This window comes from Vibrio sp. RC2502 (genome assembly GCF_054850435.1).
In genome coordinates this window covers 1,194,458-1,217,101 of sequence record NZ_CM141453.1, presented here as the reverse complement: position 1 = coordinate 1,217,101, position 22,644 = coordinate 1,194,458, and the positions used below count along the sequence as shown (strand labels likewise).

Annotated in this window: 16 protein-coding genes; 7 read left to right on the top strand and 9 right to left on the bottom strand. The window is 46.3% G+C overall.

Going from position 1 to position 22,644, the window contains the following annotated elements; all coding sequences use genetic code 11:
- Positions 1-143: 143 nt before the first annotated feature.
- Positions 144-2,426: a 5-methyltetrahydropteroyltriglutamate--homocysteine S-methyltransferase gene (gene metE, locus ACYJZR_RS05675; RefSeq protein WP_031855410.1), complete on the bottom strand. Its 2,283-nt coding sequence runs from the start codon at positions 2,424-2,426 to the stop codon at positions 144-146.
- Between the two features lie 445 nt (positions 2,427-2,871).
- Here metE and metR point away from each other — a divergent pair, with 445 nt between their 5' ends.
- The gene (gene metR / locus ACYJZR_RS05670; protein ID WP_005481610.1) at positions 2,872-3,783 is read left to right on the top strand and encodes an HTH-type transcriptional regulator MetR; all 912 of its coding nucleotides are present in this window, start codon (positions 2,872-2,874) and stop codon (positions 3,781-3,783) included.
- Positions 3,784-3,803: 20 nt separating this feature from the next.
- Here the strand turns inward: metR and ACYJZR_RS05665 are convergent, their stop codons facing one another.
- The 3 genes from ACYJZR_RS05665 to ACYJZR_RS05655 all read right to left on the bottom strand — a co-directional run bounded on the left by ACYJZR_RS05665 (position 3,804) and on the right by ACYJZR_RS05655 (position 7,685).
- Complete coding sequence (locus ACYJZR_RS05665; protein ID WP_005457961.1) at positions 3,804-4,004, bottom strand: DUF4250 domain-containing protein; 201 nt, start codon at positions 4,002-4,004, stop codon at positions 3,804-3,806.
- 373 nt (positions 4,005-4,377) lie between these two features.
- A complete protein-coding gene (locus ACYJZR_RS05660) occupies positions 4,378-5,064 on the bottom strand; it encodes a hypothetical protein (protein WP_406965899.1) in 687 nt (228 codons plus the stop codon).
- Between the two features lie 164 nt (positions 5,065-5,228).
- Positions 5,229-7,685, bottom strand: a complete 2,457-nt coding sequence (locus tag ACYJZR_RS05655) for an EAL domain-containing protein (RefSeq protein WP_021453774.1) — start codon at positions 7,683-7,685, stop codon at positions 5,229-5,231.
- Between the two features lie 432 nt (positions 7,686-8,117).
- Here ACYJZR_RS05655 and ACYJZR_RS05650 point away from each other — a divergent pair, with 432 nt between their 5' ends.
- On the top strand, positions 8,118-10,451 hold the full coding sequence (locus ACYJZR_RS05650; protein ID WP_020840987.1) for a YgiQ family radical SAM protein: 2,334 nt from the start codon (positions 8,118-8,120) through the stop codon (positions 10,449-10,451).
- A gap of 134 nt (positions 10,452-10,585) precedes the next feature.
- Here ACYJZR_RS05650 and ACYJZR_RS05645 read toward each other — a convergent pair whose 3' ends face one another.
- Positions 10,586-12,682 (bottom strand): methyl-accepting chemotaxis protein, encoded by a 2,097-nt coding sequence (locus tag ACYJZR_RS05645; protein ID WP_140055078.1) that lies wholly within the window; start codon positions 12,680-12,682, stop codon positions 10,586-10,588.
- Positions 12,683-13,243: 561 nt separating this feature from the next.
- Between ACYJZR_RS05645 and ACYJZR_RS05640 the strand changes: the two genes are divergently transcribed.
- Positions 13,244-13,921 (top strand): response regulator transcription factor, encoded by a 678-nt coding sequence (locus ACYJZR_RS05640; RefSeq protein WP_005457963.1) that lies wholly within the window; start codon positions 13,244-13,246, stop codon positions 13,919-13,921.
- Complete coding sequence (locus ACYJZR_RS05635; RefSeq protein WP_406965903.1) at positions 13,918-15,222, top strand: sensor histidine kinase; 1,305 nt, start codon at positions 13,918-13,920, stop codon at positions 15,220-15,222. The genes ACYJZR_RS05640 and ACYJZR_RS05635 overlap by 4 nt, the downstream gene beginning before the upstream one ends.
- Positions 15,223-15,302: 80 nt before the next feature.
- Here the strand turns inward: ACYJZR_RS05635 and ACYJZR_RS05630 are convergent, their stop codons facing one another.
- Positions 15,303-16,541: a leucine-rich repeat-containing protein kinase family protein gene (locus ACYJZR_RS05630; protein ID WP_030000577.1), complete on the bottom strand. Its 1,239-nt coding sequence runs from the start codon at positions 16,539-16,541 to the stop codon at positions 15,303-15,305.
- 280 nt (positions 16,542-16,821) lie between these two features.
- On the opposite strand from ACYJZR_RS05630, the gene ACYJZR_RS05625 reads away from it, so the two are divergent.
- The gene (locus ACYJZR_RS05625) at positions 16,822-17,718 is read left to right on the top strand and encodes a 1-aminocyclopropane-1-carboxylate deaminase/D-cysteine desulfhydrase (protein WP_323282303.1); all 897 of its coding nucleotides are present in this window, start codon (positions 16,822-16,824) and stop codon (positions 17,716-17,718) included.
- Between the two features lie 39 nt (positions 17,719-17,757).
- Here ACYJZR_RS05625 and ACYJZR_RS05620 read toward each other — a convergent pair whose 3' ends face one another.
- Together ACYJZR_RS05620 and ACYJZR_RS05615 are read right to left on the bottom strand one after the other, a co-directional pair.
- Positions 17,758-18,300, bottom strand: coding sequence for a hydrolase (locus tag ACYJZR_RS05620; RefSeq protein WP_005457944.1), 543 nt, complete (start codon positions 18,298-18,300; stop codon positions 17,758-17,760).
- 150 nt (positions 18,301-18,450) lie between these two features.
- Positions 18,451-19,311, bottom strand: coding sequence for a LysR family transcriptional regulator (locus tag ACYJZR_RS05615; RefSeq protein ID WP_005376746.1), 861 nt, complete (start codon positions 19,309-19,311; stop codon positions 18,451-18,453).
- Between the two features lie 99 nt (positions 19,312-19,410).
- Between ACYJZR_RS05615 and ACYJZR_RS05610 the strand changes: the two genes are divergently transcribed.
- Entirely contained in the window at positions 19,411-20,475 is a 1,065-nt protein-coding gene (locus ACYJZR_RS05610; protein ID WP_054574775.1) for an HlyD family secretion protein, read from the top strand.
- A 9-nt stretch (positions 20,476-20,484) separates the two neighbouring features.
- Positions 20,485-21,504: a DUF2955 domain-containing protein gene (locus tag ACYJZR_RS05605; protein ID WP_005457934.1), complete on the top strand. Its 1,020-nt coding sequence runs from the start codon at positions 20,485-20,487 to the stop codon at positions 21,502-21,504.
- Positions 21,505-21,596: 92 nt separating this feature from the next.
- Here the strand turns inward: ACYJZR_RS05605 and ACYJZR_RS05600 are convergent, their stop codons facing one another.
- The gene (locus ACYJZR_RS05600; RefSeq protein ID WP_406965907.1) at positions 21,597-22,625 is read right to left on the bottom strand and encodes a methionine synthase; all 1,029 of its coding nucleotides are present in this window, start codon (positions 22,623-22,625) and stop codon (positions 21,597-21,599) included.
- Between the last annotated feature and the right edge of the window lie 19 nt (positions 22,626-22,644).

The window sequence follows — 22,644 nt, the reverse complement described above, 5'->3', positions numbered from 1 at the left end:
CACAGTAATTTGCTTGTCGCTCAAGCCCGACGACAACGAGAACTGTCGTTAGTGAGCTAGGCGGACATTAAATAAAAGACGCAAAAGCGGAGACGATGGTCTCCGCTTTTTTATTGGCCACTTTAAATTGGCGACGAGCTACCTTATGCAAGCTCTGCGCGAAGCTTCTTCGCAGCAGACACTAGGTTGGCAAGTGCAGCTTCCGTCTCTGCCCAGTTACGTGTTTTCAAACCACAGTCTGGGTTTACCCACAAACGTTGTACCGGAATCTTTTCTGCCGCTTTCTTGATTAAGCCTTCAATCCACTCTTCCGTCGGAATATTTGGTGAGTGAATGTCATAAACACCTGGGCCGATTTCGTTCGGGTAATTGAACTCTTCAAACGCTTTAAGCAGTTCCATATTTGAGCGTGACGTTTCAATGGTAATCACATCTGCATCGAGCGCTGCAACAGAATCGATGATTTCATTGAACTCGCTGTAACACATGTGAGTGTGAATCTGAGTTTCTGGTTTTGCACTCGCTGCTGAGATCTTAAATGCATCCACCGCCCATTCTAAATACGCTTTGTGATCGCGCTTTTTCAACGGCAAACCTTCACGAATCGCAGGCTCATCGATTTGAATTATATTGATGCCTGCATCTTGTAAATCAGAAACCTCATCACGCAGTGCTAATGCCAGTTGTTGCGCGATTTCCTGACGTGTGATGTCTTCACGCGGGAACGTCCAACATAGAATCGTCACTGGGCCAGTTAACATGCCTTTCATCTGCTTGCTGGTTAGCGATTGTGCGTACGTCGACCATTCAACCGTAATCGGCTTTTCACGCTCAATGTCGGCAACCACAATGGCTGGTTTTACACAGCGCGAGCCATAACTCTGCACCCAACCAAATTTCGTCGTTTGGAAGCCCGCCAAATTCTCCGCGAAGTATTCCACCATGTCGTTACGTTCTGCTTCACCATGCACAAGTACATCTAGGTCGAGCGCTTCTTGGCGTTTTACGGCATCCGCAATGTGTCCTTTAAGTGCCTGGATATAGTCGGACTCAGATAACTGACCAGTACGATAAGCACTGCGCTGAACACGGATTTCACCCGTTTGAGGGAAAGAGCCGATGGTCGTGGTTGGCAGCAAAGGTAAACCCAACACTTCAGCTTGATGCGCAGCACGCTCCGCGTAAGGTGCGCTGCGCTCGGCAAGTGACGCTGTAATACTGTTTAAACGAGCTTGCACTTGGGGCTTATTCACATGTGTTGCCGTTTTACGTGCTTTGATTGGCTGGCTATAGGTATCACAAGCGAGAATCGCATTTTGATCACCGTCGAGTGCTCGGCCAAGCAAAGCGACTTCTGTCACTTTTTGTTTTGCGAATGCAAACCAGCTTTTCACTTCTTCACTTAGCTCTGTTTCCAGTTCCAGATCAACTGGGCTATGTAATAGAGAACATGAACTCGCCACCCAAAGCTTGTCGCCCAATTTCTCTTTGACTGGCTGTAGACGTTCAAGTTGCGCACTCAAATCCGAACGCCACACGTTACGACCATTTACAACGCCGGCAGAAAGCACCCAACCTTCTGGTAGTTTGGCAACCACGTCGTCAAGCTGTTGAGGCGCGGCAGACAAATCAACGTGCAAACCGTCCACTGACAGCTCAACAATTTTGTCTAACGTATCGGTGACAGAGTCAAAGTACGTCGTTAGTAGCACTTTTACATCGCTACGAATCACTTGGTATGCCAGCTTGAACGCGTCAGCCCACTGTTTTTCTAGCTCAAGCGACAAAATCGGCTCATCAATCTGAACCCACTCAACACCTTGGCTCGCCAGCTTAGCCAAAATAGCTTGGTAAGCCGTAAGCAATCGTGGCAGTAGCGTCAGGCGATCAAACCCTTCTTCTACCTCTTTACCTAAGTAAAGATAACTAACTGGGCCGAGCAATACCGGCTTCACTTTATGCCCGGCTTGTACTGCTTCGTTGATTTCTTCAAACAGTTGCGGCCAGCTCACTTCAAACGTATCGTCCTTGCTGAATTCAGGTACGATGTAGTGGTAGTTTGTGTTGAACCATTTAGTCATATCCGATGCTGCAGCACCCGCACAGCCGCAACCCGCTTGAGATTGACCACGACCCACTTTGAATAGCGTATCGAGATTAGGAAAACCACCTGCGTGACGTTTTGGCACGTGACCCAATAGCAATGTCGTCGTCAGTACATGATCGTACCAAGCGAAGTCGCCAGCGGTAGTAAAACTTAAACCAGCCTCTGTTTGTGTTTGCCAGTTTTTAGCGCGCAGATCTGCACCAACTTTTTTAAGCTCTGTTTGATCGATGTCACCGCGCCAGTATTTTTCTTGAGCGAATTTTAATTCTCGTTTTTCACCGATGCGTGGGTAACCGAGTATGTGCGTTGTTGTAGCCATGTCCCTATTCCTTTTTCAATCTTGTTCAATTTGTTTAGGTCAGAGCATCTTTCTCTAAATTCACAAGATGTCTGGATGGCTAAACTATCTCTCTCCTCTGTCGTTTGGACAACGTCCATTTATTCAACTTGTTTATTAAAAAAATTCATCATGGGTCGATTTCATTCGCAAATAAATTACAACAATAGACGTCTAGACGTTTACATATCCATTTTTTGTCGTTAAGTTAGTTATGTCTGTCGCAGTCAATCAATACGTTTTAACAGCAATAAAAAATTGCTTGCGAGTTAAGTGGATTTGTTTGATAAGTGTTTATTCTTAAATCAAAAATTCAAAGTAGCTATTGAGTATTTCAACAAGACAGAGCATTAAGAAACCATATTGAGCCGTTGTTGACTGGGATAGGAATTCGTTCACGGCGAACAACAAAGGATGAAAGGGATTCATGATAGAGCTAAAACATTTGCGAACATTAACTTCGCTTCGAGACACCGGCTCGTTAACTGCTACGGCTACTGCCTTGCACTTAACGCAATCCGCTCTTTCTCACCAAATCAAAGATCTCGAATCTCGTATTGGCGGTCAGTTATTTTTACGCAAAACTCGACCAGTGAAATTTACCTCTGAGGGTGAAATTCTCTTGCGCCTCGCGGAAGATATTTTGCCGAAGCTGGCAAGAGCAGAAAACGAACTGGCAAGTTTGAAAGAGGACGTCAACGGTCGATTACACATGGCGATCGAATGTCACTCATGCTTCCAATGGCTCATGCCTGCTCTAAGGGAATATCAATTGGCGTGGCCAAGCGTCACGTTGGATTTTTCGTCCGGCTTCGGGTTTGAGCCCCTACCCGCATTGTTGGCTGGCGAGTTAGATCTCGTTATCACGTCGGATATTCAACCTCGTTCTGAGGTACATTATGAACCGTTGTTTGACTTCGAAATGCGCCTAATCACTGCAACCAATCATCCATTAGCTGACAAAGAAATTATCGAACCACAAGATCTTGCCGATCAAACTATGCTCTCTTATCCGGTTCAAAAACAAAGATTGGACGTTGTTAAGCACTTCTTGCAGCCGGCCGGCGTCGAGCCTGCCAGATGGAAACAAGCGGACAATACCTTAATGCTGGTGCAAATGGTTTCGGCAGGCTTAGGCGTTGCGGCGCTGCCAAACTGGGCGATATCCGAGTTTTCTCGTCAGGGGTTAATCACCAGTAAACCATTTGGCAAAGGTTTGTGGCGTCGTCTGTTCGCAGCAACGCGTAACTCTGAAAAAGATAAGCGTTATCTGCAAGCCTTCTTTGCGACGGCGAGACAACAATGCAAAAGCCATCTTGACGGCATCAAGATGGCTTAACAACAAGGAATCGATTGAGACTAGCGTTCGTACGCTTTGAATTGATTGGTGAGTGGGTCGTACTGATAACCAAGCATATCAAGTTTGCCCACCACCGACTCAACATCCATTTCGTACACCGAAGCCAACTCGTCAAAACTGTCGCACTCTAAGCGTAGTTTTTCGTTGACGATACCCAACAAAATGATGCTATCCAGATTGCCTACATTGCTTAAATCCATCGCGACACTCCTCTTCGACAACGTATCAAGGTATATACCCAAGTGACTTCAAGATGTAGAGTTCAGAGCGTTGTCACTAATTCAAGTTCAAGGAAAACAACGCTGCGGAATAGCCAGCTATTTCCAAGTTTTTTGACGATGAAATTGCTTTAGTAACACGCTCCCAAAGCGCGAGTTGTCTTGGTTCGCATGCTTTGTTAACAATTTTTGATTTAGAACCACTAGATCTTCAAATTGTTGCCTCGCCTTCAAACCAAGTCATTCTCGCTGAACCAAGCATCTCGAGGTTACTTGGGTATATACATACAGCGTAGACAGGATCTGGAGAATTTAAAGTGAGCTCACTCGAGATCGTGAACTCACTATCAGACTGTTAAACAGCCAGAGCAAACAAACTTTGTAGGCTTGTCATGGAAGCAAGAGCAAGCAGCAAAGCAATGCTCAGTTGCACTTTTTCTGGCGCCTTGTGTGTGAAGATATGCCAACACCAAACCACAATGGTAGAGATAAGCAGCGCTAAAGAGATCAAAATCGGCTGCGTTGCGCTCGCAAGCGTAACTTCATCCAATTGGTACGATGAAAATAAAGTCGCAAGCACCAATAGCATGCCAGACACAATACCCGTTACAGGTAAAATACGGTGGAACGCCTGTAGTCGGCTACGGGCAATCGTAAGCAGCAATTGAGAGAACGACGCACCTAAGAAGAAGATCATCACAGCCATCGCTGCTGAAGCAGGCCAATTCGGCTGTTCAAACACTTGAATGCTCACGTATGCAAAGGCCAAACCATTCGCCAAATGCAGCGCCCACAATGGGCCCTTTTCACGCGTTTTCTTAGTCTGAACTTGAGAGTAGAAATAGAAAATCGCGAACACCACCATAAACGCTTCAATACGAAGTGATGCCACCGCAAGCCAAAGTACCCCTATCGCAGGCAACATTTTGTGGAGACGACCTCGCTGACCCGGACAAATATCGCCCTTGATCAAAAGCAAAGTCAGCAGCGCTTGTGCGCCAAATAACATTGGAGGGAAAGTAACCAGCAATTGTTGAATCATGTTGAATGCAAGCTCAAAAGTCGTTTTGGGTTGGCGATAATAGCAAATCACCTATCGCCAAACCACCTAAACTCTCCGCCTAACTTGCGATCCAAATAGCATCAAACAGGCTTAATGCTCATGCGTTTAATATTAAGCCTGTGCAGCAATACTTGACCTAGTCATTAGCAAGAAGCCAGATACTGCAAGGCATCATCTTGAGTGAGTAGCCCACGATATTCTTCTTTGGCGTCGCACAAGATCCAAGGGAAGCCTATACCAGCTTTGATCAAATCTCGAATGGCTGCTACAGGCAAACAGGCGTCAACTTGCTCAAATGCGGTGCTCATCACCTGATTGACTGGCCGTTTCCAAAGTCGATGCTCGCGCTCGGTTTCTAAATCTGTCCCCATCGCTGGCGTCATGTGCAAGTTGACTTGCTCTTTGGTGATCAACCCAACGCAGCGGTTTTCATTGATAACCACCAAAGGTGCACTTGGGCTCAGATTCATGTATTCCACCGCCAAAGACAGCGGTTCACCTGGGTCGAGTCGGCGCACATCGTGATGACATAACGACTGCAGCATCGCATCTTGAGTCGGTTTAACCATCACACCATTAAAAAGTGTGTCATGAGCTTGAGCCGTATCGAGTAGTACGACTGGCAACGCCTGAGAAAAGAGAAAGCCCTGCATGTAATCAACACCAATACCAGCCAACACTTCGAGCTCGCGTTGTGACTCGACACCTTCGGCAACCACCTCGACGTTCAGCTTGTGTGCCAAATCGGTAATGGTTTTGACGATGTTATAACTTGTACTGCCCTCATGAATATTCTTGACGAACTTGCGGTCGATTTTTAGTACATCAAATTGCCCTTCTTCCAAATAAGAAAACGAAGAGTAGCCCGTACCAAAGTCGTCAATCGCAATTTGAATACCCTCTTGGCGAATCTGTTCTAACGCAAACGCGTGTTCTTCATCTTGCTCGAAATACGCGGTTTCTGTTAACTCAATAGTCACCAGTTTTGGGTTTACATCGCTGGCTTTAATCAAATCGAGCGATCGCTGGAGAACTTGCAATGAATCCAGCTTGGTATTCAACGAGCGATTAATGGAAAGTCCGATATTTTCGCCATAGATTTTTTGCAAATGTGGCCACTGCTTCAGCGCGGTTTGGCAAACAACGTCATCCAGCGCAGCGATCAACTCCAGGTCTTCAATGATGGAAATCATCTCTTGCGTGCTGTACTCGCTGTTTTCGTGATAGAAGCGCGCTAATGCCTCGAACTTCACCACATTGCCGGTTCGCGTTTCAATAATTGGCTGAAAATACACATCCACCAGCTCACTTTCAATTTGGGTTTTCAGGAACGTTTCCAAATGCTGACGTTTCACCAACTCGGCGTGAAGTTCACTGTTGTAAAAGTTGAAGTAGCCGTTTTCTCCGGCTTTCGAAGACACCATCGCTTGCGCCGCATGAGCAAGTGCCTGTTTGGGATTGTTGGTGTCATACCCAAGAACAGAAACCCCGGTTTGCCCTTCCACAATCGTAGCGTGCATTTTGTTCCCCATTTCACTTCTCAGCTCAGAAAAGAAGCCTTTCATGGCTATTTGAATCAAGCGCAAGGGGCTCAACCACTGACAATGTGGCGTTTGTAAACAGACCACAAAGACGTCTCGCGATAACTGCCCCGCAATGCTGGTGTAGCGACTGCGCATGATAAAGTCCGCAAAACCTAGCTGTTGTTCCAACATGCATTTCTGGGCAAAGTTCGGTCTTAGCGTCATCACGATATTGAGATCTTTGTGACCACTTTCGTTTGCGAGGTTATCCAATTGAAGTTCGAATTCATCTCTGGTTGGCAAAAATGCCGACCAGTCTTGCACTTGCTCACAACGATTTTTCATCCACAAAAGGGAAGCCGAGATATCCGTTGAAAAACCGAGAAAAAGCACACGCCCTGAATTGAATGTGAGGCGATAGATACACAAATGATGCGCTTGGTTGCTGCCATTGGCTGTGCGGCTAAGAAGATTGCCGCTCCAATACCCTTCTTCATCAATGTGTTTCCAAAGCTGATCGTAGAACGCTTGGCTATGGTGAGAAGTGCTGAAGATGTAGGTTTTTAACCCAACGAGATCGCGATTTTGATACCCCATCTGAAGCTCAAAGGCGCGATTGCAACCAAGAATACGCGTGTCTTCATCGGCAACGAGTACGCCGACGTTTGGCAAATCGAAGATGGTTTCAAGAATCTTCGCCAGCTCTTCACACCCAGTGATGGTCAGCTGAGGAATGATTGTGCCTTGAACAATCCGCTCGTTGAGCTTTTCAAAACTCATGGTGACATGAATGAGCTTGGCGTCATTAGGCATTAAGCAGCAAGAAAAATGCCCTTGCCCACCCATAAATTCGACGTCCGCAATGCGTTGACGACAAGCCTCTTGCTGCCCCATCAACATATATTGAAGCAGCTCATCTAAACTGTTAATCGGACGTTTAAAGCCAAAAGCATTGGCCATGCTTGGTTGGTCGCATTCAAACTCACGAGTATAGATGTCATAAGACCATTCCACGACCTGAGTATGATTGGCTGCGTGTTGCACTTGTCCTTGTGCAATCGTTAGTGATTCGCTCATTTCCTAGCCCCCTTATTTTGGTCGGCCTTTTTGCTCTCCATTCAAAACCCAATGTCACAGTCGATGTTTGAGGAACCTTTAGGTTCTCTGTTATGACTCGAAAGTTAACAGGTTAAGCCTTGCGGTTTTGAATGTTGCTTCGAGCATGCTCGGCACATGCACTTTTAACTATGCACTAATTTGATTATAGGCGAGTTTCAAATAAGCATTCCATTGCTTATCAAATGTATTAAAATTGCGACAAACAAATCTAAGCAGGCTAATAACCATAAGGCTTCAAAGGGGATATCAGATAAAAAATCGTCGATATAACAATGATATTTCTGCAAACCAAATAAAACTCGCTGAACTGAGCTTGAATAGATGAGTTTGTTATAGATACCTGATCATCAAATCGCTATAATTCGCGCTCCCTGGAACAGAGAGCAAAATATGACCAATAACATCACTCCTATTCATGAGTACAAAAAATACTGGGCAGAGTGTTTTGGTACGGCACCTTTCTTGCCGACCAGTCGCAAAGAAATGGATGCCCTAGGATGGGATAGCTGTGACATTATCATCGTAACCGGTGACGCTTACGTAGATCACCCAAGCTTTGGTATGGCTATCATTGGCCGCCTGCTAGAAGCGCAGGGTTTCCGTGTCGGTATCATTGCTCAACCAGAATGGCAAAACAAAGATGCGTTCATGCAGCTTGGTAAGCCAAATCTGTTCTTCGGGATCACTGCGGGTAACATGGACTCCATGATCAACCGTTACACCGCGGATAAAAAACTTCGTCACGATGACGCGTACACACCAAATAACGAAGGTGGCAAACGCCCAGACCGCGCGACTTTGGTTTACTCTCAGCGTTGTCGTGAAGCTTACAAAGAAGTACCTATTGTTTTAGGTGGTATCGAAGCCAGCCTACGCCGTGTTGCGCACTACGATTACTGGTCAGATAAAGTTCGCCGTTCGGTACTATTTGATGCAAAAGCAGACATCCTACTTTTCGGTAACGCAGAACGTGCACTTGTAGAAGTAGCGCATCGCATTGCAAATGGCGAAGACATCAGCACCATGACCAATATTCGTGGTACCGCCGTGAACTTGCCAGCCGCGCCAGAAGGCTACACGGTTATCGATTCTTCTCGCATTGAAAAACCTCGTAAGGAAGCGTTCGTACCAAAGAACCCATACGAAGTAGAAACTCAGTGTGAAACTAAAAAAGATGAGCCAGTTGCACAACCAATCACGATTCGCCCATCACGCCACGATGCTGCGACAACTGCGGTTCGCCTGCCTTCGTTTGAAAAGCTAAGAAACGATCGCATTCTTTATGCTCATGCAAGTCGTGTATTGCATTTAGAAACGAACCCGTACTCAGGTCGAGCGTTACTTCAAAGCCATGGTGATCGTGAACTTTGGGTAAACCAAGCCCCAATCCCATTGACGACCGAAGAGATGGACTTTGTGTTTGGCCTGCCTTACGCGCGTGTTCCTCATCCTATGTACGGCAAAGCAAAAATTCCAGCGTATGACATGATCAAAACGTCTGTGAACATCATGCGTGGTTGTTTTGGTGGCTGTTCTTTCTGTTCAATTACCGAGCATGAAGGTCGAATCATTCAAAACCGCTCGAAAGAATCGATCATCAACGAGATTGAAGAAATTCGCGACAAAGTTCCGGGCTTTACCGGCACAATTTCCGATCTTGGTGGCCCGACTGCAAACATGTACCGCCTAGGTTGTAAAGATCCAAAAGCAGAAGCGAACTGTCGTCGTCCTTCTTGTGTATTCCCGGGCATCTGTAACAAGCTAAATACAGACCACAAACACACCATCGATCTATACCGCGAAGCGCGTAAAGTTGAAGGCGTGAAGAAAGTGATGGTCGCATCTGGCGTACGTTACGACCTTGCGATTGAATCACCAGAATACGTAAAAGAGCTCGTAACTCACCACGTAGGTGGTTACTTGAAGATTGCACCGGAACATACAGAGAAAGGCCCTCTTGATCTGATGATGAAACCGGGCATGGGCACGTACGATCGCTTTAAAGAAATGTTCGAGAAGTACAGTGCTGAAGCAGGCAAAAAGCAGTACTTAATCCCTTACTTTATCTCTGCGCACCCAGGCACAGAAGATGAAGACATGCTGAACCTTGCTTTGTGGCTGAAGAAAAACAACTTCGAGTGTGACCAAGTACAAAACTTCTACCCATCACCGATGTGTAACGCAACGTCAATGTACTACTCAGAGACTAACCCTCTGAAACGCGTGAAGTACAAACAGCGCGAAGACATTCCAGTCGCGAAAGGTGAACGTCAACGTCGTTTGCATAAAGCACTACTGCGTTACCACGATCCTGCTAACTGGCCATTAATTCGTGAAGCACTGATCAACATGGGTAAGAAGCATTTGATTGGTGACAAACCAACGTGTTTGGTTCCTGCAGAAGATATTGATGCTCAAACTCCAGCGCAACGTCGTAAGTCTGGCCGTCACGGTGCAAACCGTTTTGCAACCAAGCACACCAAAAACCAACCGGGTTTCGGTGGCCACTTGAACAAACGCGCCGAAGGCGGTTCAAAAGATGGTAAACCATCTGGCAACCGTAACGGTTCTGGTAAAGTACAAGGTGGTCAACGCCCTGCTAGCAACGGCCAGCGCCCTAGCGGCAACGGTGCAAACCGCCCAGCAGGTAGCAAGCCGCAAGGCCAAGGTCGTCCACAAGGCCAAGGCAAACCAGCCGGTCAACGTAAGCCAAAACGTCGTTAGTTCATTAGAACTTGAATACTAAAAAGGGCTCCAGAGGTAACTCTGGAGCCCTTTTGTTTTGTTCGATATTTCTCGCCAATTGTTTTGCCGGAAATGAACCGAGTGAGTCGGCTTGAACCTTCTCACTCGCTTGATTAAGACAACTTGAACTTACTCAACTCACCGTGAAGATCACTGGCTTTTGCCGTCAGTTCATTGCTGATCGCTACCGAAGATGACATGGTATCCATCACTTCCATCGCCGTATCATTAATCACAACCACATTACGGTTGATCTCTTCTGATACCGAGCTTTGCTCTTCTGCCGCTGAAGCGATCTGATTATTCATATCATTAATCACTTCAATAGCTTGGTTGATTTCGGCCAACGCCAACTGCGCTGCTTGTGTTTCTTCTTTGGTATCCACCGCTTGCTTCTGGCTTTGCTCCATCAACACGACGATTGATTGCGTTTCTTGCTCCAAACGAGCCAACATTGCACGAATTTCTTCTGTCGAGCCTTGTGTGCGCGTTGCAAGGTTGCGGACTTCATCGGCTACCACAGCAAAACCACGACCCGCTTCACCAGCACGCGCAGCCTCAATCGCAGCGTTTAGAGCCAACAAGTTGGTTTGATCCGCAATGCCACCAATCTCACTCAGAATACCCTGAATAGCCGTGCTTGAAGCCACCAAATTCTGCGTCTGGTGCTGTGCATCATTCACTTGCGAAGCGAGGTTATCCACCGCGCTTGCAGCATTGTCCATACGCGACATGCCATTCGCACTATTGCTTTGAACTTGGCTTGCCGCCGCTGCTGCTTGTACCGCAGAATTTGCCACTTCTTGTGCGGTTGCGCTCATCTCATTAATCGCCGTTGCTAGCGAGTTGACTTCGTTCACTTGAACGTTCAGTTGATCTCTCGAAGCCGCCGCGCGAGCTTGGCCTTCACTTGCGTTTTTATCAACTTGGTCTGCCGTCGCCATTACGGTTAAAAGCATTTCCTGAATACGAGCGAGGAAGGTATTAAACCAGTGCGCCAGTTGGGCGGTTTCGTCCTTACCTTTCACCTCAATGCGGTAAGTTAGGTCGCCCTCGCCTTGTGCTGCGTCTTTAAAACGCTCCACTAAGTTAGTTAACACTTTGCCCAACGAGGTCGCGATCATCGTCATCGCAACAATACCAATCAGAGCCGCAATAATCCCTGCCCACACTCCCTTTTCAAGAGCTTCTGCACTTTGTTCTTCACTCCATCGCTCGTAGTCATCCACGTTCTTTTTAAGGAAGCTACTGGGAACCGACACCATAACGATCCAAGGCGCATCGCTGGTTTCAATTGCAGTAATCGCATACTCATCCCCGCCAAACGTCACAAGGCCTGCGCCTTTTTGTTTCGCAATGGATTGAATACGAGCCCATTGAGACGCCAACTCATGAGAAACTTTCTTGCCCACTTGATCCGCTTGGCTGCTGTTCGCCAGTGTGATGCCTTTCCACGAAGAAATCAGAATACGGCCTTGTCCATCAAACAAGTCGCTCGCGTAATCTTCACTTTGGCTTTGTAACTCGTTCAATGACAAATCAAAACCGAGAGAGCCGATGATCTCGCCACGTAACTTGATTGGTTGGCTGATGGTCGTGATCAGTTCTTGTTTGCCGCGAACCGGATACATGTACGGTTCCATCACGAACGTTTTGCCCGTTTCGAAAGGCATCAAGTGCCAATCGTCTTTACGCTCACCGTTGTTGTTTAATTCAGTATTGCTAAAGCTATCCATCGCCACGACATCAAAACTGTTGTGCGAATTTGGCGAAAAGAATGGCGCTAAGTAGCCTTCGCTATTAAAGCCAAGGCTTTTGTCTTGAATAGTTGGCTCAACCCACGATGGCTTTTCCCACACCATGTAACCAGCAAACACAGCTTTGTTCTGAGCTTCTAGCGACGCAATAAACTGTTTAACAATAATGTCTGGCGTTGCGGTCGTCTCTGCGCTTAATTCGATAATTGAACGCGCTTGCTTTAGGTTCGCCAACACTGGCTCTAACTGGTTGGAAATATTCAGCCCTTGCTGAATCGCCGTATTGCTCAGGTCGGTCGTGGTGGCTTCGTTCAGTTGAGATTTTACTTTTGTAGTGATTTGTTCATTCACTTGCGTGAACGCATTGGTTGTCATACCCATTGCAATCAATAGAGTGAAGGCCATTGCCCCACCCGCACTGACAGCAATTCGAGTGCGTATACTGTTAAACATGATAGCCTCACAAATTGATTTTTATCTGGCATTAAGCATTGGAAGGATCATGGATTTTAAACAAGTAAAGTTAATAGGAGACTTTCGCTTATGAACAGATCAAGAACAGAAAATGTAGTTTTATTAATAAAAATAAAATAATGCAGCGTTTCGCTTATGCATGAAACCATTGATTTGATTGAATTATCTCAAAAAAGAGAATCTAAGCGTTTGTATTTAAACGCAATAACCATATCTAAAAAATGGTTTTATAAAAAGTAAGAACCTTTCCTATCGAGTGCACTTGTGAAGATTGGCAATTATTAATAATGTGCTCAGTGTCACATAAATAATTTAGTATCTTCATGTTTTATATGGAGTTAACAGAACCAACCAATCTATACCATTTATATTTCAATCAGTATTGATAGATATAAATAAACAGGTACCACTGTATTTAAGGTTAGACATTGAAAACCGACACAAAGGTGAGAAAATCATTGTCGACAACTTTTTCACACCTATAGTGAATAATGTTCGTTAAGATCAACATTCGAATTTATCGAGATTGGATAAGAATAAATGAAACGTGTACTTTTGGTAGAAGATAATCGTGAAATAGCGGGAATGTTGTTCGATTATTTTGAGTGTGCTGGCATGCAGCTGGATTACGCCGACAACGGTGAGCTAGGCTTAAAGCTGGCGATGGATAATGCGTTTGACATCATTTTGCTCGACCTCATGCTGCCGCGCATGGATGGCCTAACACTGTGCAACAAGCTGCGCGATGCGGGTAATAACACTCCGGTGTTGATGTTGACAGCACTTGATAGCCGAGACGACATGCTCAAAGGCTTCCAACACGGCGCCGACGACTACCTCACCAAACCGTTTGATCTCGATATTCTTGAAGCACGCATGACTGCATTGATTAAACGCTACCGCGGTACGGTTGCATCAACCAAACTCCAGTATGGCGAAGTGTCTATCGATCAAAAAACGCATCAAGCCTACCGTCAAGATAAGCTGTTGGCGTTGAATCCAACCACGTACACGATTTTAGAAATGCTGGTCAAAAATGCCCCCGAAGTTGTGACGCGTGAAGAAATCGCATTCCGCCTATGGCAAGAAAATGAGCCAAACAATGACGTTTTGCGCAGCCACATTTATCAACTGCGCGGTCAACTCGATAAACCCTTTGAAGAACATTTATTGAAAACCATCCCTAAAGTCGGCTTCCGCTTGGAGCCGGGTGCATGATTCGCCGCTTATTTAACAACACACAAAGCTTAACTGGACGCCTCGAACTCTTCTTCCTATTGGTGTCGATTGTGATTGGTCTGCTGTGCTTCGCACTTGTTAGTGGCGCGTTGTTGTGGTCGGAAGATCGCGTCGGTGAACGACGTATTATGATCGACAAGAAAGAAGCGATTGAGTACTTTAGGCGTCATCCTGGCGACGGAATGATCAAGCTTGATTTGCTGACAACGGCGTACAACGACATCAATCTGATCCCGCCTATCTACAAGCCTTTTTTGCAAGACAAGCAGTACTTTCTCGGTGAAGTCGGTCAAGAGCCGAACACCAGAATGATTTACATGAGCACTTTTAACCAAAATGGCGAAGAGCACCCTATCATTCTGATTTCACTCATTGATGAAATCGAAATCACCTCAACCGAGTTTGTTTATGTCATCGTAATGGTACTGGCGGTGGTAACGGCGCTTATCCTAATTTTTGGCAGCCTTTTACTGCGCCTATCGCAACGTTTGATTGAGCCAGTCAGCGCACTCAAGGTGCAACTAGACCAACACCAAGGCGATACATCCCAAAAATTCATCGTGCCTGAAGGTTCGGCTAAAGAGTTCCAAACGTTAGCCTCTCAGCTCAATGAATATCGCAGCCAAATCAATCAGGTGATCAAACGTGAGCAAGCTTTTGCGCGATATGCCAGTCATGAACTGAGAACGCCACTAACGGTAATGAAAGGCTCGAGCAGCCTGCTAGCCAGAAGCCCAAGCACGCCGTTTCAAGAGCGCCAGATTGGCCGTATTCAAGATGCTACTCAGCAGATGTCGACCATGGTTGATGCTTTGTTGGGTTTGGTGCGATATGAACGCAACACAGACGACAGCCCCGTTCGAACCATCTCAGAGCAAGAGCTTCACAACATCGTTGCTCTTAGCCAAGCACAAGCCGATGAAAAGTCGTTGGAATTTAATGTACAGATATTGGGCCATCCGCAAACCAAAGCGACCACTGCAGTGCTTAACATTACGTTGAGTAACTTAATTCGCAACGGTATTGCAGCCACGTCAGCGGGAACGATTCATATCACCATGACCGATACCACACTGTCGGTGAGAGATGAAGGCGAAGGCTTCTCTTCCGTGCCAGATGCCGAAGGCCATGGTTTGGGACTCATGATTGTGGACGACTTATGCCGACGCTATGGCTGGCAATTCACTATTGATACACATTCTGAGGGTGGATGTGAGGCAGTGATTGACCTCTCGTCAGAGCATCATGAGGCTTGCTCAGAGCAACTTCCTCAGCACTAGATTCAATCAAGAGGTATCTCATTTGCTCAGTATCAAAACGGGCAGTTCGATACCTCTTTCTGATTCGATTGAATGAAATCTTATGCCGCAAGCGCAACTAGTCGTTCGAATGCTTGCGATGCCGATTCCGACGCTTCGCACACAGAAAACACATCTTCGATAAAGTACTTCAACGCTCTGGATTCAATGGCTCTGATTGCAGCTTGCTGCTCGTCCGATAAATAGCCGTAAATGCTCGCCGCGCCAAAGTCACCAAAGATCATCTCGCCTTGTTCGTTCACCAACGTATTGTGCGCATACAAATCACCATGACACACCTTGTTGTCGTGTAGGTGATTAAATACGTCCACCATCTGCTCAACAATAGAATTCACTTGCTCGACTGTCAGCGTAAACCCTTGTGGGAACGTATCTCGGGTGCAGGTTTCCAACGTTGGTGGCAAACCTAAGTTGTAGTAACTGTTTGGAATCAGCTCCATCACCAAAGCAAGCTCTTTACCGTCATTCACTTGCGCGATGGATTTCACTAGGTTGTTGTGATGCCCAGCTTGCAAACACGCTTCAAGTTCATCATGAGGATAGCCGTCACTGGTGACCTCGCCCTTGAACACTTTTACCGCAACTTCACTCGGGAAGTCGTATTGAGCATCAGTCCAGTTAGCATGAGAAATCACGCCACTTGCCCCTTGGCCGAGAACATGGTTAAGCGAGTAACTGTTTGTGGTCACTTTCGGCACACTGTCTAGCGAAGATGGGTGTTTGCAGAATGGATTACCTGCAAAAGCAAACCATGCCAATTTAGGTAGCTTCATCAGCACATCCGGAAAGTGCTCTAGCTGGTTCGCAGAGAGACGAACCAATTCCAAATTAACTAAGTTTTCCATGCTACTTGGCAGTCGTTTGATGCGATTCCCCGCCAGTGCAAGCTTTCTTAAGCGCGGTCTTTCACCCAGACTGTTTGGCAGCGTTTCAATCTCGTTGTCGGTCAGGATCAGCCAACGCAACTGACTTGGTAGTGAGGCTTCACTCACCACTTTGATCTTGTTGGTTTTAAATCCAACCATCTCAAGGTTTGGCAGCTTGCCCAATACCTCTGGTAAATGGGTGAACTGATTATTGGAAGCAAAAATGATTTTTAGTTTGATCAGCTGTTCCAGTTCTTGTGGCAAATCTGACAATGCGTTGCCGGATAAATCTAACACTTCAAGCGAGTCTGCAAGCTCTAAAATTTCCATAGGGAACTCAGTTAGCCCTTCCGCCAACTTCAGTTGTTTTATTCCTACTAATTGTCCTGTTTTTAATTGTTCTAGAGTCTGCAAAACCAAGCCTTCTGATTGAATGGAAATAAGCGGCGTAGTGTACGTGGCTTGAGGCAGAAAGGCGAGTCATGGGATGGAATACCATGGAATCAAAGCAACCAAAGGATAGAAGTGAAACCATTGCAATGGTATTACAGCACCGGTGAGTGCGAGTCAAAACATCAGGAATAACAGAAATGGTTGTACTGAAACACAGACTTTTTATCTGGGTTTAATGGCGTTACACTACGCGCCCTTTTTAAATGGCAAAGGTGACACGGTTTATTCCGTCAGCATCGACATGAAACTCTCAGAAAGTCCTATCACCCAACATAGCTTTAATGGGCGCAAATTTTTCCTTAAACGTGACGACATGCTCCACTCCCACTTTTCTGGGAACAAAGCACGTAAGTTTATGGCGTTAATGGAAGAGCAAAATCCCGACATCACCACGTTAATAAGCTTTGGCTCCGCTCAATCTAATGCCATGTACTCGCTAGCGGCTCTCGCCCAGATTAAAGGTTGGGCATTTGAGTTTTATGTTCATCACATTCCATCTTGGCTAAAAAACTCCCCCATCGGAAACTATCGCGGCGCTCTCGATTTGGGTATGAAAATCACCGCCATGCAAGACATCGGTAGCGAACTCCACCCTAATGAATACATCCACCAGGTACGAAGATTAGATGAGTCGACATTGCTTATTCCTGAGGGTGGACGTTCCCACCTCGCTGAAGCTGGCATCAAACAGTTAGCACGAGAAATTCTTGATTGGACGCGATTGAGAGGTAAAGAACAGTTTACCGCCGCCCTGCCATCAGGCACTGGCACGACCGCTTTATATCTTCATAAACATTTAAGCCCACACGGCATAGAAGTGCTAACTTGCCCTTGCGTAGGCAATGCAGATTACTTAACTGAGCAGTTCAACCAGCTCGGTGAAAACAGCCACCCAACCATTTTAACCGTGCGCAACAAACACCATTTTGGTCGCTTGTACGAAGAAGATTACATCACATGGAAAGCGCTCTTTGAGCAAACCGACCTCGAATTTGACCTGTTATACGACCCGTATATGTGGCAATGCCTCATCCCTTGGTTGGAAGAGAACACAGATAAAACGGTGATTTACATTCACCAAGGCGGTTTACTTGGCAACGAGTCGATGTTGCCAAGATATCAACGAGAATTTGAATAGCGTGTTCAGATAAAGTTGTTGTTGATTCCAGTGATTGCACTATTTGATGAGCGCCAGAATTTCTTTGAATTCAGGTGCTCGGCAATCTTCGACCATTTCATACAAACACATTTCTAGCCCAGTGAGCACCACACCGTTAGCGGTTAACTTCGCAAGAGCGAGCGCTTTATTGGCAGCGGTTCGGGAAGATACACAATCCGTGACTAATTCAACGCGATAACCGGACTGGCGCAGAGAAACCGCGGTTTGATAGACGCAAATGTGGGATTCAATACCGCAAACCAACCAGGTATCAACTTTCGCGTTCTCCACCGCGACCTTAAACGTCGCCTCTTTGCAACCATCAAACGTGTACTTGGTAATAGGTAAATGCGTGCTTTCAAGCACTTCACGAATCGGCTCCGCGGTTGGGCCCAACCTTTCTGGATTCTGTTCTAGCCACAGAATAGGCAAATCTAGTGCTTTGGCACCCTTTACCAGTTTCGTGATATTTTCAATCAGTGCGTCGCTTTCATGCATTAATGTAGCGAGTTTGCCCTGAACATCCACCACAATCAGGCCCGTGTTTCCTTTCGATAACATTTCCATCTCCTATCTTGTGCGACCACAAACCATACTCAACAAGTTGAGCAACAGTTAATGTATCAGAACCCTTTCATGTTAGAGCAATAAAACCTAGAAAGATGACCTTCGCTCACACATTTGCCCTTAGGTAAGGGTGGTTTGAACTGACTATTTAAATTTCTCTCGAATTAGTTCAATCAAGGCTTTGACTTTATTGGGCAGAAATAAGGCCGAGGGATAAATCAGAGTAAGATGCTGCTTCGGATGCGCGAATTGAGGCAGCACCTCGACCAACAAACCGTCTCTCAGTGCAGGCTTGGAATGAATTTGAGGAATAAACGCGATGCCGTTTCCTGCTATCGCCATCGAGCGCAGCAAGTTGAGGTCGTCCGAGCGCAACGCCACATGCAGATCTGAATCGAGCAAATCGGCATTGTAACGATTAGTTAAAAGGCGATGCTGCTTAAGATCTTCCACCGTTTTTACTGGCGGATGCGATTCTAGATAGGCTTTTGACGCAACAAAGTGACTACGATAAGGCAAAAGACTGAACTGCACATAGCTGTCATCGGTGACTTTGACCACGCTCGGAAGAAGCTGTAAATCAAACGATTGACGCTTAAGATCAACACTCTCTTGATGGTTTTCAATCTCGACCGAAATCTCCGGATACCGCGTTGTGTACTCGGTGATGATCGCGTTAAACGCGGCAGAGCTCATCAATGCGGAAGGAATGGCTAAACGCACCTTGCCCGTCAGCTCTTGTTGATATTCGTGCATGGCATTTAAACCTTGCTGAATATGGTCAATAGGCTGCCCCACCAACTCAAACAAGCGTTTCCCGTGCTCCGTCAACTCAATGCTGCGTGTTGTGCGGATCAAAAGCTGTACCCCGAGCGATTTCTCTAATTCTTGCAGGCGACGACTCACTTTTGAGCGTTGTAGTTGATTCGCCTCTGCCGCTGCACTTATACCGCCGTGAACCACCGTCTGAGTGAATAGGTAAATATCATCAAAACTAACGTTCATTGTCCTATTTTTAGGTCATTTATGTTCGTATTATCATTCTACTGAATTGTGAGTGACTTCTCTATAATCCGCTATCCAATATGTTTAACGGAACTTGTAATGACGGCTGACCAAAAATTCAAACACTGGATGCGAACTTTGATTGTCCTGTTCATCGTACTATTTTTGTACATTATCATTGCTGACCGCCACGCCCCCTTAACGACCGAAGGACGAGTGCAAGGATACGTTGTCCAAGTCGCACCCGAGGTATCTGGCAAAGTGAACGACGTTCTCATCGAAAATAACCAGTCCGTTCAAAAAGGCGATGTGTTGTTTACGATTGATGATCGTAAATACAAGATAGCGCTTGACCAGGCGGAGCTGTCTCTGCAATCCGCTTATGAAAAAGAAGCAACGCTGTATTCTCAACGCGAAGCCGCTCTTGCCAATATTGCCCGCGCACAAGCAACATTTGATAATGCACACCGCGAATACAACCGCTTACTGACGTTATCGAAGCAGAAAGTCATCTCTCAATCGACACTCGATAATGCCTTTGCCCAAAATCAGGTATCACGCGCAGCGCTTAAAGCGGAACGACAAAACTTAAAAGTCATTGAGGCGCAATTAGGCGATCAAAAAGGTCAAAGCACCGCCGTTCGAATTGCCAAAAACGGGATCGAAAAGGCGCAACTTGATTTGGCAAATACCGCAGTACTCGCTCCCAGTGATGGTGTCGTGACCAACCTGCAACTAGAAGTTGGCACGATGGCAAACACCAACATGCCATTGCTGACATTTGTACCAACAGGATCACTCTGGGTAGCCGCTGATTTTCGTGAAAAGTCCGTCGCGAACGTAGACAAGACTTTCCACGCCTTGGTCACATTTGATGCCAACCCAGGTTCGGTGTACGACTTTGATTTAGCTAGCCGCGATTACGGTGTAGCAGCCGCACAACAAACGCCTAATGGCGCACTAACCAAAGTGGAAGTGAACAACCGCTGGGTACGTGATGCGCAGCGTACACGAGTGAACCTAACCAGCAGCGAAGAGTTACCACCAGCACTGTTTGTCGGCTCTCGCGCTACCATTGTTTTGTACCCAGACAACAGCATTTTCTGGCAGTTGATGGCGCAAGCACAGATTCACCTCGCAAGCTGGTTCCACTTCATTTACTAGGCGGCGACAATGAAAACCTTACGAATTTGGTTCGGCTGCTCTTTAGGGCTCGCGCTAAGCATGATCTTCGGTTGGTCTTACGGATTTTTTGCCATCATGATGCCGCTGTTTATATTGGGCAGAATGGACCACTTTAACCTAGCGGCTTTATTGATCGTGTTTTTCTCTGCGGTGTGGACAACCATACAAGCCACATTTTTACTGGAATACTTGCAGTTTCATCCAACATTAATGACCGTAGCCGTTGGAATTATGATGCTGTTTAAGTGCATTGCAATGATGAACCAGAAAACCTATTTGTTTGGTTACATGGGGTTGTTGGTGGGTTCAATTGTGTTGAACTTTGCCAGCTATAACTTCATGGATATTGAAGAGTTCAACGTCAACATGTGGGTGATGGCGTTCAGCAATATTTTTGTTTGCGCATTCGCGTATTGGTTGTTCCCGGAGCCAAAATCCCCCGCCGAGCACATTAAGATGTCGACCCCAGTAAAAAGCGATATTGACTACATCAGCCAAGTTGCTATGGGTTGGGTAGTGGCGATGGCGGCGTTTATCGTATTCCAAGTAGCGGACTTATATGACTCGCTATCCGCACAAGCTTCCATTTTGATCATCCTAACCCCAATGACTTTAGCGGGCTCGCTCGCCATGGCAAAAATTCGCATCATCGGCACCGCACTAGGCTGCATCGCAGGGATGGCTGTTCAGCTCATATTGGGCAGTTGGTATGGGCATGGGCTACTCTTTTGGCTCGCCTTTACCATTGCGATGGGGCCATTCTGCTTGTGGCTCACCAAGGGGCAAATTAAAGCGGCTATCGCGTTTTCTGCCATGTCTGCCCTATCGGTTCCGCTGACGACCTCGTTGGTGCCAGAACAAAAAGACGCGTTCTTTTCGATCTTGTACCGTTTCAGCTCGATTTTCGTTGCGGTTCTGCTCACCGCGATGGTGATGTGGGTGGTGCATCACTGGATTCGTGTGATGTTGCTAAAGCATCCTGAAGTTCGACAGCTAGAAATGAACTAGCGCGAAGTTACAACCTCTGTTTTAAGAAAAAAACCAAGAACCGAGCTCTTGGTTTTTTTTTGTTTATCTGAGGGGAAAATATTTTGAATAACTTAAGCAGACAGCTCTCTACGAACAATCTCCGCTCCCGCACTTAGCGCATTAAGCTTAGCGGTTGATACTTCACGAGACAAAGGCGCCATACCACAGTTGGTACATGGGTAAAGCTTGTCGGCATCAACGTATTTCAATGCCTCTCGCAGTGTATTCGCCACTTCTTCTGGCGTTTCAATTTCGTTGGTTGCAACGTCAATCGCACCAACCATCACTTTCTTACCGCGAATCAACTCAAGTAACTCAATAGGCACTCGTGAGTTATGACATTCGAGCGAGATAATATCGATATTCGACTGCTGCAATTTAGGAAATACTTCTTCGTATTGTCGCCATTCAGTGCCTAACGTTTGCTTCCAATCCGTGTTCGCTTTGATGCCGTAGCCATAGCAGATATGCACCGCCGTTTCACATTTCAGCCCTTCAATCGCACGCTCTAAACATGCAATGCCCCACTCGTTCACATCATCTAAGAACACATTGAATGCAGGCTCATCAAACTGAATGATGTCGACACCTGCCGCTTCAAGCTCTTTCGCTTCTTGATTGAGGATCTTTGCAAATTCCCAAGCCAGCTTTTCACGGCTACCGTAATGATCATCATAAAGCGTATCGATCATCGTCATAGGGCCTGGCAGCGCCCACTTGATAGGTTGCTTAGTTTGCTGACGCAAGAACTTGGCATCTTCAACAAACACGGGCTTTGTGCGGCTTACTGGGCCAACCACTGTCGGAACACTTGCTTCATAACGGTTGCGAATGGTCACCGTTTTACGGTTTTCAAAATCTACGCCGCTTAAATGCTCAATAAAGGTCGTCACAAAATGTTGCCGAGTTTGCTCGCCATCACTGACGATATCAACGCCTGCCAGTTCTTGTTCTTGCAAAGCGACACGTAGCGCATCGCGTTTGCCATCAATCAGTTCTTCACCTTGCAGTTTCCACGGTGACCAAAGTTTTTCTGGTTCCGCTAGCCAAGAAGGTTTCGGCAAGCTGCCAGCCGTTGAAGTCGGTAATAGTGTTTTCATCGTCATTCCTTTCTAGGTT

Coding starts and splice junctions, on each gene's coding strand:
- metE (WP_031855410.1), bottom strand. CDS start 2,426: ATGGCTACAACAACGCACATACTCGGTTACCCACGCATCGGTGAAAAA.
- metR (WP_005481610.1), top strand. CDS start 2,872: ATGATAGAGCTAAAACATTTGCGAACATTAACTTCGCTTCGAGACACC.
- ACYJZR_RS05665 (WP_005457961.1), bottom strand. CDS start 4,004: ATGGATTTAAGCAATGTAGGCAATCTGGATAGCATCATTTTGTTGGGT.
- ACYJZR_RS05660 (WP_406965899.1), bottom strand. CDS start 5,064: ATGATTCAACAATTGCTGGTTACTTTCCCTCCAATGTTATTTGGCGCA.
- ACYJZR_RS05655 (WP_021453774.1), bottom strand. CDS start 7,685: ATGAGCGAATCACTAACGATTGCACAAGGACAAGTGCAACACGCAGCC.
- ACYJZR_RS05650 (WP_020840987.1), top strand. CDS start 8,118: ATGACCAATAACATCACTCCTATTCATGAGTACAAAAAATACTGGGCA.
- ACYJZR_RS05645 (WP_140055078.1), bottom strand. CDS start 12,682: ATGTTTAACAGTATACGCACTCGAATTGCTGTCAGTGCGGGTGGGGCA.
- ACYJZR_RS05640 (WP_005457963.1), top strand. CDS start 13,244: ATGAAACGTGTACTTTTGGTAGAAGATAATCGTGAAATAGCGGGAATG.
- ACYJZR_RS05635 (WP_406965903.1), top strand. CDS start 13,918: ATGATTCGCCGCTTATTTAACAACACACAAAGCTTAACTGGACGCCTC.
- ACYJZR_RS05625 (WP_323282303.1), top strand. CDS start 16,822: ATGAAACTCTCAGAAAGTCCTATCACCCAACATAGCTTTAATGGGCGC.
- ACYJZR_RS05620 (WP_005457944.1), bottom strand. CDS start 18,300: ATGTTATCGAAAGGAAACACGGGCCTGATTGTGGTGGATGTTCAGGGC.
- ACYJZR_RS05615 (WP_005376746.1), bottom strand. CDS start 19,311: ATGAACGTTAGTTTTGATGATATTTACCTATTCACTCAGACGGTGGTT.
- ACYJZR_RS05610 (WP_054574775.1), top strand. CDS start 19,411: ATGACGGCTGACCAAAAATTCAAACACTGGATGCGAACTTTGATTGTC.
- ACYJZR_RS05605 (WP_005457934.1), top strand. CDS start 20,485: ATGAAAACCTTACGAATTTGGTTCGGCTGCTCTTTAGGGCTCGCGCTA.
- ACYJZR_RS05600 (WP_406965907.1), bottom strand. CDS start 22,625: ATGAAAACACTATTACCGACTTCAACGGCTGGCAGCTTGCCGAAACCT.